Below are 16,559 nucleotides of genomic sequence, written 5' to 3' on the forward strand. Positions count from 1 at the left end.
CAATTTAGTGTTTCGCAAAATTAAAACATAATCCTATGAAAAAGAGTGTGTAAGCTATGAAAAAACGAGCGATACAACAAATTTGATAACGAAAGCACGAATTTTTATATCCTTTCCTCTCCGGTTGTAGTAGCTTTGCGGTATCGGACAGGCAAACTGATTTAATAATCCATATATATATATTAATTCTGATGAATATGAAAAAAATAACGAGACGTTTGGCAACCCTGATGCTGTGTGGAGCGACCTTCTTTACACCGGCAGCATGGGCAGCTTCGGATGGGGTGGAGGTAAACCATCTGGGCGTGAACAACACCCTTGTCCGGGTGACGGGAAACGGAAATTACCTGCTGTTCCCGGTTCAAGAAGCCAACGATGATGCCCGTATCCATGTATTGGTAGATGGCAATATCGTCGAAACAATCTATGTCCGTCTTGCCCGGAGCAAAACGGACTACACGGTGCCTTACGACCTGACCCCTTATAAAGGGAAGCATGTCGTTTTTGAAATCGTGACGCCGCAAGGCCGGGAATCCCTTCGCGAGGCAAAGGAGGATGCCTGCTGGAAAGGGTTGGAACTTGTGGATGCGTTGGATACCATCAACCGTGAGAAATATCGTCCTGCTTTTCACCACACTCCGTTGTACGGCTGGATGAATGATCCCAACGGGATGTTTTACAAGGACGGCAAATGGCATCTCTATTACCAGTGTAATCCTTATGGTTCCAAATGGCAGAATATGACATGGGGGCATTCTGTCTCTTCGGATCTTATCCATTGGGAGCATAAGCCGAATGCTATTAAGCCGAACGGATTGGGGACGGTGTTCAGCGGCAGTTGCGCGATAGATGCCCGTAATACTGCCGGTTTCGGAAAAGATGCCGTGGTCGCCATGTACACATCGGCAGGCACAAGCCAGATGCAGAGCCTTGCTTCCAGCACCGACGATGGCATGACGTTCGACATCTATGCCGGCAACCCGACACTGACGTTAGAGAGCGAAGCCCGTGACCCCAATATGTTCTGGAACGAAAAGCTCGGTGAATGGAACCTCGTTCTGGCGCATGCCCTCGATCATGAGATGTTGTTCTTTTCGTCTCCGGATATGAAGAAATGGACATGGCAAGGCCGTTTCGGCAAAGGCATCGGTGCGCAAGACGGCGTATGGGAATGTCCGGATCTGTTTGAACTGCCCGTGGCCGGTTCCGACGAGACGAAGTGGGTGCTTTTGTGCAATATCAATCCCGGAGGTCCTTTCGGTGGCAGCGCCACCCAATATTTTGTCGGTGATTTCGATGGCAAGACCTTTAAGGCGGATACCGGTAAAGACGGTAACATCCCGACCAAGTGGCTCGACTACGGCAAGGACCATTATGCGACTGTGAGCTGGAGCGATGCTCCTGATAATCGTCGTACCGTGATCGGTTGGATGAGCAACTGGCAATATGCGGCCGATGTCCCGACCCTGCAGTACCGGAGTGCAAATACCCTTCCGCGCGAAGTCGGCTTATTCCGTGGGGCGGATGGCGAGATATATGCTTCTTGTACTCCTTCGCCTGAATTGGAGGGCTTGCGGGATAAGCAGATTCGGAAGGCCGAAAAGGCGAATATCGGCAGGAAGTCGTGTGCGTATTCACTCCCCGCTGTCCACGATGGCATTTGTGAGATCTTGTTTGATATGGATGCTCGTAAATCGAAGGTGGTGGCGATGACGCTTTCCAATGAGGAGGGCGATAAGGTGGTGATGAAATATGATGCTGAACGCCATACCCTGTCTTTCGACCGGCGGGAAAGCGGCCTTGTGGATTTCAGTGAAAACTTCCCGGCTGTTACCGTTTCTCCGACCTTTGAGGACAAAGGCGCCATCTCGCTCCGTCTTTTCATCGACCGTTCAAGCATAGAGGTGTTTGGCGATGGCGGGCGTTTTGTGATGACCAATCTTGTATTTCCTCGCCGGCCCTATTCGCAGCTATCATTTTCTTCGGAAGGCGGCAATGCCCGTCTGAGTAATCTGAAGGTTTATTCTCTAATTAATGACTAAATAAAAAAGGCTATGACACAAACTACTATTACGGGACGCAAATCTTTGTTGCTTCAAATCATCCCGGTTATGCTCTGCTTCTTCGCCATGGGGTTTGTCGACCTCGTGGGGACCGCTTCCAACTATGTGCAGAAAGACTTGGGCCTTACTGATTCCGAGGCGAACCTTTTCCCTTCGCTCGTCTTTTTCTGGTTCTTGATATTTTCGGTGCCGACCGGTATGTTGATGAATAAGATAGGACGTAAGAAGACCGTGCTTATCAGCTTGATCGTAACGGCGCTGTCGTTGTTCCTTCCGGTTTTGGGAGATACTTATCCGGTTATGTTAGTCTCTTTCTCGTTGTTGGGTATCGGCAATGCCATTATGCAGACTTCGCTTAATCCGTTGGTGACAAACCTGATTGCCGGCGACAAGTTGGCATCCACGCTTACGTTCGGTCAGTTTGTCAAGGCGATCGCTTCTTTTCTTGCGCCTATCATAGCCGCTTGGGGAGCTACGACTGTTTTCCCGACTTTCGGTTTGGGGTGGAGAGCTTTGTTTGTGATCTATGCGATCATCGGTTTCCTTTCGATTTCTCTGTTGGCCGCGACTCCCATCGAGGAGGAAAAGCCCGATAAGGCATCCGGCATAGGCGAGTCGTTGAAATTGTTGAGCCGACCGTTTATCTTGCTTTGTTTCTTAGGTATTGTATGCCATGTAGGGATTGATGTGGGGACGAATACGACCGCCCCTAAAATCGTTATGGAGCGTTTGGGACTTCCGCTTGAAGAAGCCGGATTTGCGACTGGTATCTATTTTATTTTTCGTACGGCCGGTTGTTTTTTAGGGACGTTCATCTTGCGTTTTGTATCGCCCAAGCGTTTCTTTGCGATCAGCGCGTTGATGATGTTCGCCGGAATGGGCGTCCTTTTCGTGTGCGACACGCTTCTTCCCCTTTATGTAGGAATCGGTTTGATCGGATTCGGAAACTCCAATATCTTCTCGGTTGTCTTCTCGCAGGCGCTTATCTCTGCCCCCCGTGAAAAGAACGAGGTTTCCGGCTTGATGATCATGGGGCTGTTCGGCGGGACGATTTTCCCGCTTGCCATGGGGTATGCCGCCGATGCGACCGGGCAGGCGGGGGCTGTGGGCATCATGACCCTGGGAGTCCTTTATCTGCTTTATTATACGTTGAAAATCAAATAAAATAACCTTATAATTAAATAGTTATCCAATCATCATGAATGATATCGTAGTAGGAATGGGCGAAGCACTTTGGGATGTGCTTCCCGAAGGAAAAAAAATTGGAGGGGCGCCTGCCAATTTTGCTTATCATGTCTCTCAATTCGGATTGTCCAGTTGTGTGGTCAGTGCCATCGGTGATGATCCGCTTGGCCATGAAATCCTGGAAAACTTCACGTCGAAAGGGCTGAATTGCCTGATCGGGAAAGTCCCTTATCCCACAGGAACGGTACAGGTCGAGATTGACCAGGCCGGCATACCGCGATATGAAATCAAGGAAAATGTGGCTTGGGACAACATCCCTTACACTTCTCAGCTCGAAGCGTTGGCAAAGCAGACCAAGGCGGTATGTTTCGGTTCATTGGCACAACGGAACGTGGTGTCGCGCGATACGATTGGTCGTTTTCTTGATGCGATGCCTCACAAGGAGGACAACCTGATTGTGTTTGACGTGAATTTGCGCCAGGGATTCTATAATAAGGAAATTCTCTGCAATTCGATGAAGCGTTGCAACATCTTGAAGATAAATGACGAAGAGCTTGTCACCGTGAGCCGTATGTTCGGTTATCCGGGTATCGACCTTCAGGACAAATGTTGGATTTTATTGGGCAAGTACAATCTCAAGATGCTGATCCTCACGTGTGGTGTCAACGGCAGTTATGTGTTCACCCCCGGCAATGTCTCTTTCCAGCCTACTCCACGGGTGGAGGTGGCCGATACCGTAGGGGCGGGCGATTCGTTTACGGCGGCTTTCATCTCCTCCCTTCTTAAAGGCAAGAGCGTAGCTGAGGCGCATTCCCTTGCGGTACAGACTTCGGCTTTTGTCTGTACGAAAAAAGGGGCGATGCCTGTATTGCCCGAAGCGTTGCTTCAGATGCGGTAGCCCAGACATGTAAACCGGATTTTCGGAGAAACTTGTACATATTTCCGTAAACAGTTTTGCCCCACGAAAAAAATTACTATTTTTGTTTGTCGATTAAAAATCATCAGTCAAAAATCATAAATCAATAAATCTCAATGGCAGATATAAAACAGTATGTAAAGGCGGCAGAAGAGAAGATGACTTTCGCGATCGAATATTTGGACGAACAGTTGTCTCATATCCGTGCCGGTAAGGCGAATCCGAAAATCTTGGATTGCGTGAGAGTAATGTATTACGGTGCTCCTGTCCCTTTGACAAATGTGGCTACCGTAACTGTTCCGGATGCAAGAACGATCATGATCACCCCGTGGGAGAAGAAGATTATCAAGGATATTGAAAAAGGAATCATGGATTCCGAAGTCGGTATCACTCCTGAAAACAATGGTGAAGTGATCCGTTTGGGCATTCCTCCTCTGACCGAAGAACGTCGTCGCCAGTTGGCTAAGCAATCCAAGCAGGAAGCGGAAACTGCCAAGATCAGTGTCCGTAACGCCCGCCGTGATGCCATCGAACAATTGAAGAAGAGCATCAAGACCGACGGAACTCCTGAGGATGTCGAGAAAGACGCAGAAGCGGAAGTGCAGAAGGTTCATGATAAGTATATCAAGAAAGTGGATGAACTCTACGCTGCAAAAGAAAAAGAAATAATGACAGTATAATAAATTGAAAATTGAAAGTTGAAGATTGAAAATGAAGGAATACTCCGCTTCTTTTCAGTCTTTAATTTTCAATTTTCAACTTTCAATTTTCAATTAACATGAGGGGATTGGTTATTAAGAATACGGGTAGCTGGTATACCGTACGCACCGATGATGGTCGCGATATAGAAAGTAAGATCAAAGGGAATTTCCGCCTGAAAGATATCCGCACCACCAATCCTGTTGCGGTCGGGGACCGGGTCGATATCGATATCAACGCCGAAGGGACCGCCTTCATCACCGAGATCGAAGACCGGAAGAATTACATCATCCGCCGTGCTTCCAATCTATCCAAGCAGTCGCATATCATTGCCGCGAACGTAGACCAGGCGATGCTGATCGTGACGGTCAACTATCCGATTACCACCACTGTTTTTATCGACCGTTTTCTTGCCACTGCCGAGGCCTATCGTGTGCCGGTGAAGCTGGTCTTCAACAAAATAGACCGTTATCATGGCGGGGATCGGGAATTGCTGGACGGCCTGATCAATCTTTATACGACGATCGGTTATCCTTGTTCCATGCTTTGTGCCCGTACCGAAGAGGGCCTGGACGCGTTGAAAGAAGACCTTAGAGGGAAGATCACCCTGTTGTCCGGTCATTCCGGTGTGGGGAAATCGACTATCATCAATAAACTGGTTCCCGGTGCGGGCCTTCGTACCGGCGATATCTCCGAATATCACAACAAGGGGATGCATACCACTACCTTTTCCGAAATGATCCCTTTGCCGGATGGCGGTTACCTGATCGACACTCCGGGTATCAAGGGTTTTGGCACGATCGAGATGGAAGGTGCGGAAATCGCCCATTATTTCCCCGAAATATTCAAATTCTCCGCCGATTGCAAATTCAACAACTGCTCCCACCGCCACGAGCCGGGCTGTGCCGTGTTGCGTGCCGTAGAAGAACATTATATCAGCGAATCGCGATATAAAAGCTACCTGAGCATCCTCGATGATAAGCAGGAGAGCAAATACAGGGAAGAATATTGATAATGCCAGACTATACCGCCGGCAAGCTCATCCCTGTGATCTTGCGGTATAAATCCAATGCATATACATCTGTCATGCCGGATATATAATCGAGGACGCATTGTACTTTGCCGTAGACGGTCGGCGCGTTCGTGTCGTACTGTTCCGGGATGCGTTGCAACAGGAGCTTGCTGTAGGCGTGGTCCTGGTTCATGACAGCCTCCGTCAGCGTATCGATCAAATGGCTGAAGATGTGGTAACCGGCCAGTTCGATGTCTAAGACTTCTTTGGCGCGGTATATCTTTTTGTAAGCGGTTTTTGAGCAAGTTTCATAGGCGGTCTTTGCCTGGTCGCAAATGTTGTCGATAAGCGGAGTGTTGTATGTCCCGTTGAGGATTCCTGCTTCGTTTTCGAGGAAGATACGGGAACATTCGTCCACCAAGAGGCCGATGATGCAGGAGCGCAGGTAAGCGATCTGCTCGTTGGTATCGTCCACCATCTTCATGACGCGGACAATATGGTCGAGGCGTTCCCCTTCGAAGAAGTTGAGGAGCAGCCGGATGGCCTCTTCCGTCGTCAGGATATGCAGTTTGCAGGCATCCTCGATATCCATGATCTGGTAGCAGATATCGTCGGCGGCTTCCACCAAATAGACAAGCGGATAACGGACGAACTTGTTCGCGTCTTCCGGGTTCCGGCAAATGCCTAATTCGTCGGCAATGCGCAGGTAATCCTCCTCTTCCGACTGGAAGAAACCGAATTTCCCTTTCTTCCCGGCATAAACGGAAGAATACGGATATTTGATGATGGAGGCAAGCGTGCTGTATGTCAGGGCAAAGCCCCCTTTGCGGCGTCCGATGAACTGGTGGGTGAGCAGGCGCATGGCATTCGCATTCCCTTCGAAATGGAGGAAATCTTCATAGCGGCCTCCTTCGGCGAGAATCTTTTCCTGTAACTTTTTCCCGTTGCCTTCGGCGAAGTAGGCGGAGATCGCCCGCTCTCCTGAATGTCCGAACGGCGGGTTGCCCATGTCGTGGGCAAGGCAGGCGGCTGAGACGATGGAACCTATTTCCGGGAAATTGACGCTTCCGTCGGGATATTTCTGCATCAGGCCTTTGGCGACATTATTGCCTAACGAGCGGCCTACGCAGGAAACTTCCAGGCTATGGGTCAAACGGTTGTGCACGAATATACTGCCCGGTAGCGGGAATACCTGCGTCTTGTTCTGTAAGCGGCGGAAAGGGGAGGAAAAGATCAGGCGGTCGTAGTCCCGCTGAAAATCGGTGCGTTCATGTTTACGTTCGTGATATTCTTCCATTCCGAAGCGTTTGCCGGAGAGTAATTGGTTCCAGTTCATCTTGTCTTGTTTGCTTAATAGATTAATTCTCCTTTTCCCTGGCGGATGATTTCAAAGTCGTCTGTCGTGCAGTCGATGACGGTCGAGGCTTCCGTGCCTCCGTAACCGCCGTCGATGACGATGTCCACCTGGTTTTCATACTTTTCTTCGATCAGTTCGGGATCGGTACTGTATTCGATGATGTCGTCTTCGTCATGCAAAGACATGGTCAGGATCGGATTTCCGAGTTCCCGTACAAGTGTGCGGATGATAGTATTGTCCGGCACGCGGATCCCCACCTCTTTCCTGTTCTTGTAGATCTTGGGCAGCTCGCTGCTGGTAGGCAGGATGAAGGTAAAGGCGCCCGGCAGGTTCTTCTTCATCAGCTTGAAAGCGGCGTTGCTTAATTTGGCGTATTCGCTCAGGTTGGAAAGGTCATAACAGATAATGGACAGGTTGCTTTTCTGCGGGTTGACGCCTTTCATCTGGCAGATCTTTTCGACTGCACGTACATTCAACGCGTCACAACCGATGGCATAAACGGTGTCGGTCGGGTAAATCACGAGGCCGCCGTCGCGCATGATATCGACCACCTTGGCTATTTCCCTGGGATGGGGGTTTTCGGGGTATATTTTTACGAGCATGACTATTCAATTGATAATTGACAATTGACAATTAGGAGGCGACAATCTTTTCTTAAATTGTCAATTATCCATTGTCAATTGTCCATTCATTACGACTTTAGCCGTAAATGATGTGTCCGTTTTCGTCGGTATATTCTTCCAGACCTTTGCTGTACTGGTTCATGGCGCGAAGGCTCATCCCCATGCTTGAGAAGCCACCGTCGTGATAGAGGTTCTGCATCGTCACTTTGCGGGTGAGGTCGGAGAACATCATGACGCAGTAGTCTGCACATTCGTCGGCTGTGGCGTTGCCCAGCGGACTCATCTTTTCGGCGAAATCCATCAAATGGTCCATCCCTTTCACGCCGCTGCCGGCTGTAGTCAGTGTAGGCGACTGGGAAATGGTATTGATACGCACGTTCTTTTCACGGCCATAGATATAACCGAAGCTGCGGGCGATCGATTCCAGCAGGCTCTTGGCATCTGCCATGTCGTTATATCCGAAGAATGTACGCTGTGCCGCCACATACGAGAGGGCGATCACCGAACCGTATTCGGCAATGGCATCCTGCTTTTTGGCAACCTGCAACATCTTGTGGAAAGAGAGGGCGGAGATGTCCAGCGTCTTTTCCAGCATACCGTAGTCCAGATCGTCGTAAGTACGTTTCTTGCGCACGTTCGGGCTCATGCCGATGGAATGTAAAACGAAATCTATCTTACCCCCTAATATTTCTACTGATTTAGAGAAAACCGTTTCCAAATCTTCCACGCTCGTAGCATCCGCCGGAATAACTTCGGCGTGCAACTTCTCGGCCAAGGCATCCACCTGCCCCATACGAACGGCGATAGGCGTGTTGCTCAGTGTGATCGTTGCTCCTTCTTCTACGGCTCTTTCAGCCACCTTCCAGGCGATGGACATGTCATTCAGCGCACCGAATATAATGCCTCGCTTGCCTTTCAATAAATTATGACTCATACCTTTTATTTTAATATGTTACGGCGCAAAGGTAGTAAAAATGTGCAAGATACGCAATTGCTTACACGAAACCCCCTTTTTGTCCGGGGCGGGACGGGCCCCGGATATTTATTCCCTGTAGTAAACCCTTTTTACCCTCGGCGAGATAGAGGTAAGTATCTCGTAAGGAATGGTCTTCAACTTGTCTGAAAGTTCGCTGACGGGGAGTTCTTCGCCGAAGATGATGACGGTGTCTCCTTCGCGCGCGTCGATATCGGTGACGTCGATCATGCAGGCATCCATGCAGATATTGCCGATGATCGGACAGCGGTGGCCGTTGATCACGACTTCGCCGCCGCCATTGCTGAAATGACGGTCCAGGCCGTCGGCATAACCGATCGGGATAATCGCGATGCGGGAATCGCGCTTTACATAGCTCATCCGGCTGTAACCGATGGAATCGCCTGCCCGAACGTTTTGTATCTGCAAGATACTCGTCTTCAGCGTGCTGATGTTACGCAACCCTTTCTGGCCGGAGGCGCTGACCCCGTACAGGCCGATGCCGAGGCGCACCATGTCCATCTGGTAATCGGTGAACCGTTCGATGCCGGCCGAATTCAGGATATGCTTGATCACCTTGTATTCCAGCCCGGCTTCCAGTTCTGCTGCCGCGCGGGTGAACGTATCCAATTGCTTTTTCGTGAAATCGTCGAAGATATAGGAGTCGCTGCCTACGAGATGCGAGAATACGGAGCGGGCAACCACGCCGCTTTGTTCCTTCAGGCGACGGCAAATCTCCGGAACATCCTCCGGCTGGAAACCCAGACGGTGCATGCCTGTGTCGATCTTGATATGGATCGGATAGGAGGTAATGCCCCTGCGTTCCGTCTCTTTTATCATCGCGTCGAGCAGGCGGAAACTGTACACTTCCGGCTCCAACTGGTTTTCAAACAAGACATTGAAGCTGCTGAATTCCGGATTCATGACGATAAGCGGGATCGAGATGCCTTCCTTGCGCAGTTCCTCCCCTTCGTCGGCAACGGCAACAGCCAGGTAGTCGCAACGATGTTCCTGCAGAGTCTTTGCCAGTTCGTAGGAACCGGCGCCGTATCCGAAAGCCTTGACCATGCAGACCATCTTCGTCTCCGGCTTCAGCTTCGAGCGGTAGTAGTTGAAGTTATGGACAACGGCATCCAGGTTCACTTCCAAGATCGTCTCGTGCACTTTCTTCTCCAACAGCTCGGAGATACGCTCGAAATGGAATTGGCGGGAGCCTTTTATCAGGATCAACTCGTCTTTGAACTTCTTGAAAGACGGGGACTTGATGAACTCCTCCGTTGTCAGGTAAAACTCTTTCTCGATATCGAAAGCTGCTCCGTACTCTTTCAGGTCGCGGCCGATACCGATAATACGGTCGATCTTCTTTCTGCGCACGAGGTCCGCGACTTTCTTATAGAGAGACTTCGGCAGCGTTCCCGATTGCAGGATGTCCGAAAGGATCAGCGTGCATTTCAAGTCCTTTTCTACGCGGCGGCTCTGCTGGAAGTCGAGGGCGATATCCAGAGAATTGATATCCGAATTGTAGGTGTCGTTTATCAACAGGCAGTTGTTGATGCCTTGCTTCACGTCCAAGCGCATGGCGACCGGCTCGAGGCGTTTGAACTTTTCGACATCGTTTACGCTTGTCGGCTTCAGATATAACATCACGGCCATACAGTGGATGACGTTTTCGATAGAAGCGTCGTCCGTAAAAGGAATCGTGTATGTCCGGTCGAAACCCAAAAGCGTGCAGCGGATGATGGTTTCGGATTCCAGCTTCTTGATCGATTCGATATACAAAGGCGCTTCCGAGTCTGTCCGGCTCCAGGTGATCGCCTTGTGGGACAAGCAGGCCGACTCGACGCAGCCTCCGATAAAGGCATCGTCGCCGTCATAAATGATCGCTTCGCAGTCGTTGAACAAAGTCAGCTTTTCCAGGCATTTCTGCGTGGAAGAGATAAAGTTCTCCTGATGCGCTTCCCCTATGTTCGTGACCACGCCGATGGTCGGCGCGATGATCGGTTGCAGGCGTTCCATTTCGTCCGGTTGGGAAATGCCGGCTTCGAAGATGCCTAATGTATTCTTGTCGCTCATCTGCCATACCGACAGCGGAACCCCCAATTGCGAGTTGTAGCTCCGGGGCGAGCGGACGATGTTGAACTCGTTGTGTAATAATTGATAGAGAAACTCTTTTACAATCGTTTTCCCATTACTTCCCGTAATGCCGATTACCGGGATATTGAAACGTTTCCGGTGATGGGCTGCCAACTTCTGGAGCGCTTTCAGCGTATCCTTGACGACAAGGAAGTTCGCTTCAGGCATCGACTCGAACTCCGGTAAGACAGTGCTGACTACGAAATTGCGTACGCGTAACTTATATAAACCTTGTATATAATTATGTCCGTCGTTGGTCTTTGTCTGGAGGGCAAAGAATAGACTTTGTTCCGGGAATGAAAGACGGCGGCTGTCGGTAAGCAGGATGCTGACAGGAGCGTCATGTAATTTCTTGGCGTCAGCTCCGATTATTCCGGCGATCTCTTTAATTGAATATTCCATTCTTTTTCTCTATAATTAGGTTTAGAACTTCTTTTTAATCATTTCAACTTCATTTGTCATATCAAAGTAAGGGAATTTCTCGTTAAGTCGTTCCATCTTTAACAAAGTTTGCGAGATGAATCGTTTATAGGCTTCGCTTTCCGGTTGAAACGGCTTGTGGTTAATGGCCTTTTGGATATCCTTCCATTCTTTAAGAATCGACAGCGAATCCGGTGAAAGCATGCTGTCCGCGAACCGTTCCCAGATATATTCGACCGCCGCGGGGGAGGGGTGCAGCATATCGTCGGCATAGAAACGGTACTCCCTCAATTCGTCCATCATGATTTCGTAAGCCGGAAAATAGGCGGTGCGTCCCGGAAATTCCTTTTGCAGCGCGTCGATGGCAAGCAGGAGGGCGGCTTTGCTGAGCTGGTTGCCGTGCGCCCCGTCTTTCCAATGGCGGATCGGACTGACGGTGAAGAGCAGCTTCATCTCCGGATTCTGCTCCCAAAGCGACAGGAGCAGGCTTTTCCATTCCGCTACGATCTCGCCGACGGTGAGTAGCTGCCGGTCGAACATCTTTTCCGGCAGCTTATGGCAGTTGGAAACGACCTTTCCCGAACTTTTCAACCTGTAGACCCATGCCGTGCCGAAGGTCAGGACCATCCGGCGGGCTTTTCTTATGATATCGGCAGAGCCGAACAGCCGCCCGTTGATATTTTCGAGGCATTCCGTTTCCGAAGGCGAGGAGAAGCGGCTGTGATGGCTGAAACTATGGTAAATCCCTTCATGCCGGAAAAGATCATCCCCTGTGAACCGTTCCGGACGAAGCAGCATGCGAATTGCCCCGGCTATGGAAGAAGGATTATAAAGCGTGCCGAACGGATTCAGGTCGGTCTTGAACTTGTTTTCCTCCAACTTCTTTCCGATATTCTCGGCAAAGCAGGAACCGAGCAGAACCGTTTGCTCCGTATGGGAAAAGGCAAACGGGGCTTTCGGGATGGAGATGCGGGTATAAAATTCCATATTGTTAATGTGTTTTTGAGGAATGACGGCTGTTTTTCGACATTCGGTTTTTATTCTTGCAGCAACCAATCTGTACATATTCGTGGATGCCCATGATGGAATGTTTTTTGAATATCCGCCGCAAAGATAACCATTCAATGGCGAAAATTATCTGATTCAGGGCAACCCTACCAAAATTAGGCAGAAACATAAATGCTGATTCATGGGTGGCAAATAGACAAGGTTGTGCTTTCATGAAGTTCCCTTACGAGGAAACTCTCGTTTCCTAACGAAGAAACTACCGTTTCCAGCATAGGAAACGCTCGTTCCCTGCAGGGGGAATTTTCGTTTCCTTCAGGGGGAAACTGTAATGGATTGGTTATCAATGTTTCTTAATACACTGTTTTGAGAGCCGTTTTTCACTTTGTGTCTTTCTCAATGGTATGGGCGGTACGGTCTCGTTCGGTAGCAATTGCCATCTATGACGACCGCATAGAAATAGAGAACCCCGGTTCATTTAAATGTACCGTTGGGGAGTGGGAAAGGTTTTTTTGCCGTTTTTAGCCTGTTTTTTCGCTGTTTTCTCAAAAATGCCGTTTTTCTACTTTTAGTATTACTTGAACAAAAGGACGTAAATTGTTAGGAGTGAGAATTATATGCTTGCTTATGGGAAATGACGAAAAAGGCCGTTTTTGAGAGGATAAAATGGCTTGTTCTTTGCTTGTAACTTATTGGGAATAAAAGAAATAGGAAGGTAAAATCGAAATGACTAAAAAAACGTACGTTTAGATTCGTCATTTTTCAGCTACAAAAATACGCATACTTTTTAAACCTGCAACCCTTTTATCCAAGAAAATTTCTTTTTCTATATTCTTTCTTATCAATTAGATAGCTTATCGAGTACAAACATACCGCCTTTTTACCACGAACCTCCTGTTGCCCCTCCAAAAATGACTAAAATAAACGTACGTTTTCATTATCAAAATACATACGTTAACATTCATCGGAGTTGTACACATTATATAACAAATAGGTTTTATTACTAATTAAATTATTAAATTATGAACAAGAGATTTTCTACTCTTTTGGCTGCCGCACTGGTAGCTTGTGGATTGTCGGCAAATGCTACAGATGGCGTTTACTTAGGTACAGGTGACCTGAAAACGGGTGACTTTGTATTTTTAAGTAGTGCCGTAACTGCCGGTAACGATTTGTCCGTTACAGTAGACGGAACTTTGAAATTGCACAAAGACATTACTTCTGTTACAGATTCAACTATCGCTGTGTTGGATTCTATGGCTTGGCGTGTAGAAAAAGTAGCAGGTACTGTGCCTACTTTCAAATTTCAGAATAGAGCGACTGGCCATTATTTATCAGTAAAGGCATTAGGTGGGCAAGGGGCCGCTTCTTCTGAAGTAGCAACAGGTATTGACACTTGGGCTATTGGTGATAAGGGACTTTATGCAACTAAAGGTGACTCTGCTTATTGTGTTGCTGTTTCTAATGTACAAGTTGTGTCAGCGAAAGGTGCAACCTCTTCTACTGAAAGTTTTGTTCCTCGTAAGATGAATAATGTCATTACTTTAAATGCTGATGATTTCAACCAGTACATCAAAGGTTTCAACTTCGCAGCAGTAAATGGCAGAAAAGATCCTGCAACAACTACTACTGGCGAAACAAACTTGCTGACATCCAAAACATGGGTTGCTTCAAAAGCAAGCGAATGGGGTACTGATACATTGTTCTTCCAGGTAAAGGATAGTAAAGCGAAAGAAAATTATCTGTCTGTGGATACAGCATTTATGGCCGGTACAGACCAAGCTGCTGCTGCAGGTAAAGGCACGTATATCTTGAAAACAGATTCTTTAAAACAAGGTAGTGACGCAACAGCTTGGGGAACAAGTACAGGGTTGCGTATTGCAAAAAGTGATAGTTTGTATATGTTCCAAGTTAAATATACATACGGTAACGACTCTTTGTCTATTGCTCCTATTGCACTTCCTGTTTATTCTTCTTCTGCTTCTTCTGAGGCTGAAACACTTGGTAGTAACTGGACTGTAGGCGATTCTTTGTCTATGCACAATTTGGCCGCATCAAGTGCTGCTCCTGTAATCGGCTTAAAGAAGTTGAGCACTACAGTTGCTTTGGGTATCGATGCTAAGTTCTCAGGAGTATCTAATAATGCATATCTCGTAGGTTTTTCTGAAGCAAACATCCTTGCTTCCGGTCGTTCAACTGCTATCGGTGGTGACGCTGAAATCACAGCAGGCATCTACTTTATTAAGGATATGAATAAAGAAAAGGGCGGTGCTGCCAATGCGAACTATGGTAAATATAAAGTATTAGATTTGGCAAACGTTGACGCTTACCAGGAAAGTAAGGGTAGTGTGGCAATTCCTTCTTCTCAATGGGCTGTTGTTGCAGGCAGTGCTAAGGGCATTTATAAGATTGTGAACCGTGAATCCAACGCACAACTGGCTTCTGGTTCATTCAATGCTGTTAAAGATGCTGCCGGTAAAGTAGTTGCTAATACTTTTGTTTGTGCTGGCGACACATTATTCTTAGAGGATGCTAAAATTACAGAAAAAACAATCAAGATCGGTACTAAGAATTATGTTACGACTGGTTACGGGTACTTCGATGAAGCATCTCTGCCGAACAAGAGATTTAAAGTCGCTTCTGCATCTCCTTATCTGAATGCATTGTTTATGCAACCGAAAGCTAAAGCTGACTCTTCTTTGGTATTGGATGAAACGGAATATTCATTCTATTTGAAATTGCCGAAGAAAGATGGCAATCTGAAAAAGGGTGGTGCTATTGGTGTTCAAGAAGCTAATATCGATACTTTGTATCGTCAGTCTTATATCTTGGTAACAAGCAAAGACGAATGGGTAACTCCGACAACAGACGGTTATGCCCTGACAAAAGATGCCTCTAAAGATACAGCTGTATTCTATCTGAAATCTTGGGGTGCTGCAACGACTTATGCTTTGATCGATACTACAAATTCTTATACATCTGCCGGTTTACAGAAAGTGGGTATCAATGCACAATCTACTGCTCCTGCCGTAATCAAGCTGGCTGCAAATACTAAGAACACCGACTTGTTTACTGTTACAGAATTGGATGCTCCTTCAATGTTGTTCACGATGCCGGTTCACCAGAACATCTATAATAACAACGACCGTTTGGCTATTGGTAAAAACAATTTGGCTGTGATGGCTCAACCGGGTAATGACCTGAAAGCTGATGCTGACAAGTTTGTTAACGATAACTTCACATTGTGGTTCGATACTGTAAATTATGTAGCTGATCAGACAGCAACATATTTCATTTCTCAGGGTATTAAAGCTGTTGCTGGTGAAGAGACAAAGGCTGAAGAGGCTTCTGCGGAAAGAATGTATCTGACTGTCGCAAGCCAGGATTCTATTAACAAATCTGCCGATCTGAAAGATTTGTATACTTTGCAGAATGCTAACCGCCTGTACTTCCGTACTGCTGCACGTCATGGTGTAGATACTTTGATTGTTAATAACTTTGATGAAGAAGCCGGTGTAATGGCTCCTGATACAGTAGCGGCTAAAGCTAACGGAACTAAGCATTCTGATGATGCTGCTAAAGGTCTGTTATTGGGTGGTATTGAGAACTTTAAGTTCCAGTTTATCGCTATTGATGGAACAGATAACTATCAGATGAAGTCTTTGAAGGATAATAAATATGTAGTAAGTATTAACGGTTTGTTGGTTGTAAAAACTAACTCGGACGAAAACATGGTGGCTACATTGAAAGCTCCTGATTATGCTACATCTAACGAAGCAATCGCAACATCCGAAGTAACCGTTATCGCCGGCGAAGGCCAAGTAACGATCGCTGGTGCTGCCGGCAAGAAGGTTGTTATCAGCAATATCTTGGGCCAGGTAGTAGCCAATACGGTTCTTACTTCCGACAACGCTGCAATCGCTGCTCCTCAAGGTGTAGTCGTAGTTGCTGTTGAAGGCGAAGAGGCTGTAAAAGCTATCGTTAAATAACTAAAGATATTATAATCAATAATTCTAAAATGTTTGGCCGCGTACCGTGAAAACGGCAATTACCCTGCGACAGGCGAACAAGCGGCCGGATTTAATATTAATAATACTAAAGTATATTGAATTTAAAAGTTCAAGTAGCCTTTCCCCTGTGAAGGACGAAGGCATACAAAAAACAAGCCCCGGA

Annotated in this window: 11 protein-coding genes; 6 read left to right on the forward strand and 5 right to left on the reverse strand. The window is 47.5% G+C overall.

Annotated features, from left to right (window positions below; all coding sequences use genetic code 11):
* Nucleotides 1-191 precede the first annotated feature (191 nt).
* From ACW6QF_RS02435 to rsgA, 5 genes are all read left to right on the forward strand, one after another.
* On the forward strand, nucleotides 192-2,042 hold the full coding sequence (locus ACW6QF_RS02435; RefSeq protein WP_456086691.1) for a GH32 C-terminal domain-containing protein: 1,851 nt from the start codon (nucleotides 192-194) through the stop codon (nucleotides 2,040-2,042).
* Nucleotides 2,043-2,054: 12 nt separating this feature from the next.
* Complete coding sequence (locus ACW6QF_RS02440) at nucleotides 2,055-3,227, forward strand: MFS transporter (RefSeq protein WP_374044525.1); 1,173 nt, start codon at nucleotides 2,055-2,057, stop codon at nucleotides 3,225-3,227.
* 34 nt (nucleotides 3,228-3,261) lie between these two features.
* Nucleotides 3,262-4,146 carry a carbohydrate kinase family protein gene (locus ACW6QF_RS02445; RefSeq protein WP_298553630.1) on the forward strand — a complete coding sequence of 295 codons (885 nt, stop codon included), beginning with the start codon at nucleotides 3,262-3,264 and terminating at the stop codon, nucleotides 4,144-4,146.
* Nucleotides 4,147-4,280: 134 nt separating this feature from the next.
* Entirely contained in the window at nucleotides 4,281-4,844 is a 564-nt protein-coding gene (frr, locus tag ACW6QF_RS02450) for a ribosome recycling factor (protein WP_021862989.1), read from the forward strand.
* Nucleotides 4,845-4,942: 98 nt separating this feature from the next.
* Nucleotides 4,943-5,875, forward strand: a complete 933-nt coding sequence (rsgA, locus tag ACW6QF_RS02455; protein ID WP_456086692.1) for a ribosome small subunit-dependent GTPase A — start codon at nucleotides 4,943-4,945, stop codon at nucleotides 5,873-5,875.
* 10 nt (nucleotides 5,876-5,885) lie between these two features.
* Here rsgA and dgt read toward each other — a convergent pair whose 3' ends face one another.
* The 5 genes from dgt to ACW6QF_RS02480 form a co-directional block, all read right to left on the reverse strand.
* Complete coding sequence (gene dgt / locus ACW6QF_RS02460; RefSeq protein WP_456086693.1) at nucleotides 5,886-7,211, reverse strand: dGTP triphosphohydrolase; 1,326 nt, start codon at nucleotides 7,209-7,211, stop codon at nucleotides 5,886-5,888.
* Nucleotides 7,212-7,225: 14 nt separating this feature from the next.
* On the reverse strand, nucleotides 7,226-7,834 hold the full coding sequence (locus ACW6QF_RS02465) for an L-threonylcarbamoyladenylate synthase (RefSeq protein WP_298553639.1): 609 nt from the start codon (nucleotides 7,832-7,834) through the stop codon (nucleotides 7,226-7,228).
* A gap of 97 nt (nucleotides 7,835-7,931) precedes the next feature.
* Nucleotides 7,932-8,789 (reverse strand): enoyl-ACP reductase FabI, encoded by an 858-nt coding sequence (locus ACW6QF_RS02470; RefSeq protein ID WP_298553642.1) that lies wholly within the window; start codon nucleotides 8,787-8,789, stop codon nucleotides 7,932-7,934.
* Between the two features lie 108 nt (nucleotides 8,790-8,897).
* Complete coding sequence (locus ACW6QF_RS02475) at nucleotides 8,898-11,363, reverse strand: bifunctional UDP-N-acetylmuramoyl-tripeptide:D-alanyl-D-alanine ligase/alanine racemase (RefSeq protein WP_456086694.1); 2,466 nt, start codon at nucleotides 11,361-11,363, stop codon at nucleotides 8,898-8,900.
* Nucleotides 11,364-11,384: 21 nt separating this feature from the next.
* The gene (locus tag ACW6QF_RS02480) at nucleotides 11,385-12,368 is read right to left on the reverse strand and encodes a GSCFA domain-containing protein (protein WP_456086695.1); all 984 of its coding nucleotides are present in this window, start codon (nucleotides 12,366-12,368) and stop codon (nucleotides 11,385-11,387) included.
* A gap of 1,040 nt (nucleotides 12,369-13,408) precedes the next feature.
* On the opposite strand from ACW6QF_RS02480, the gene ACW6QF_RS02485 reads away from it, so the two are divergent.
* Nucleotides 13,409-16,375, forward strand: coding sequence for a DUF6383 domain-containing protein (locus tag ACW6QF_RS02485; protein ID WP_456086696.1), 2,967 nt, complete (start codon nucleotides 13,409-13,411; stop codon nucleotides 16,373-16,375).
* Nucleotides 16,376-16,559 lie beyond the last annotated feature (184 nt).

The organism is Parabacteroides sp. (assembly GCF_977054455.1).

What these genes read in the sequence shown, in the direction of transcription:
- ACW6QF_RS02435 (WP_456086691.1), top strand. Translation starts at nt 192, where the DNA reads ATGAATATGAAAAAAATAACGAGACGTTTGGCAACCCTGATGCTGTGT.
- ACW6QF_RS02440 (WP_374044525.1), top strand. Translation starts at nt 2,055, where the DNA reads ATGACACAAACTACTATTACGGGACGCAAATCTTTGTTGCTTCAAATC.
- ACW6QF_RS02445 (WP_298553630.1), top strand. Translation starts at nt 3,262, where the DNA reads ATGAATGATATCGTAGTAGGAATGGGCGAAGCACTTTGGGATGTGCTT.
- frr (WP_021862989.1), top strand. Translation starts at nt 4,281, where the DNA reads ATGGCAGATATAAAACAGTATGTAAAGGCGGCAGAAGAGAAGATGACT.
- rsgA (WP_456086692.1), top strand. Translation starts at nt 4,943, where the DNA reads ATGAGGGGATTGGTTATTAAGAATACGGGTAGCTGGTATACCGTACGC.
- dgt (WP_456086693.1), bottom strand. Translation starts at nt 7,211, where the DNA reads ATGAACTGGAACCAATTACTCTCCGGCAAACGCTTCGGAATGGAAGAA.
- ACW6QF_RS02465 (WP_298553639.1), bottom strand. Translation starts at nt 7,834, where the DNA reads ATGCTCGTAAAAATATACCCCGAAAACCCCCATCCCAGGGAAATAGCC.
- ACW6QF_RS02470 (WP_298553642.1), bottom strand. Translation starts at nt 8,789, where the DNA reads ATGAGTCATAATTTATTGAAAGGCAAGCGAGGCATTATATTCGGTGCG.
- ACW6QF_RS02475 (WP_456086694.1), bottom strand. Translation starts at nt 11,363, where the DNA reads ATGGAATATTCAATTAAAGAGATCGCCGGAATAATCGGAGCTGACGCC.
- ACW6QF_RS02480 (WP_456086695.1), bottom strand. Translation starts at nt 12,368, where the DNA reads ATGGAATTTTATACCCGCATCTCCATCCCGAAAGCCCCGTTTGCCTTT.
- ACW6QF_RS02485 (WP_456086696.1), top strand. Translation starts at nt 13,409, where the DNA reads ATGAACAAGAGATTTTCTACTCTTTTGGCTGCCGCACTGGTAGCTTGT.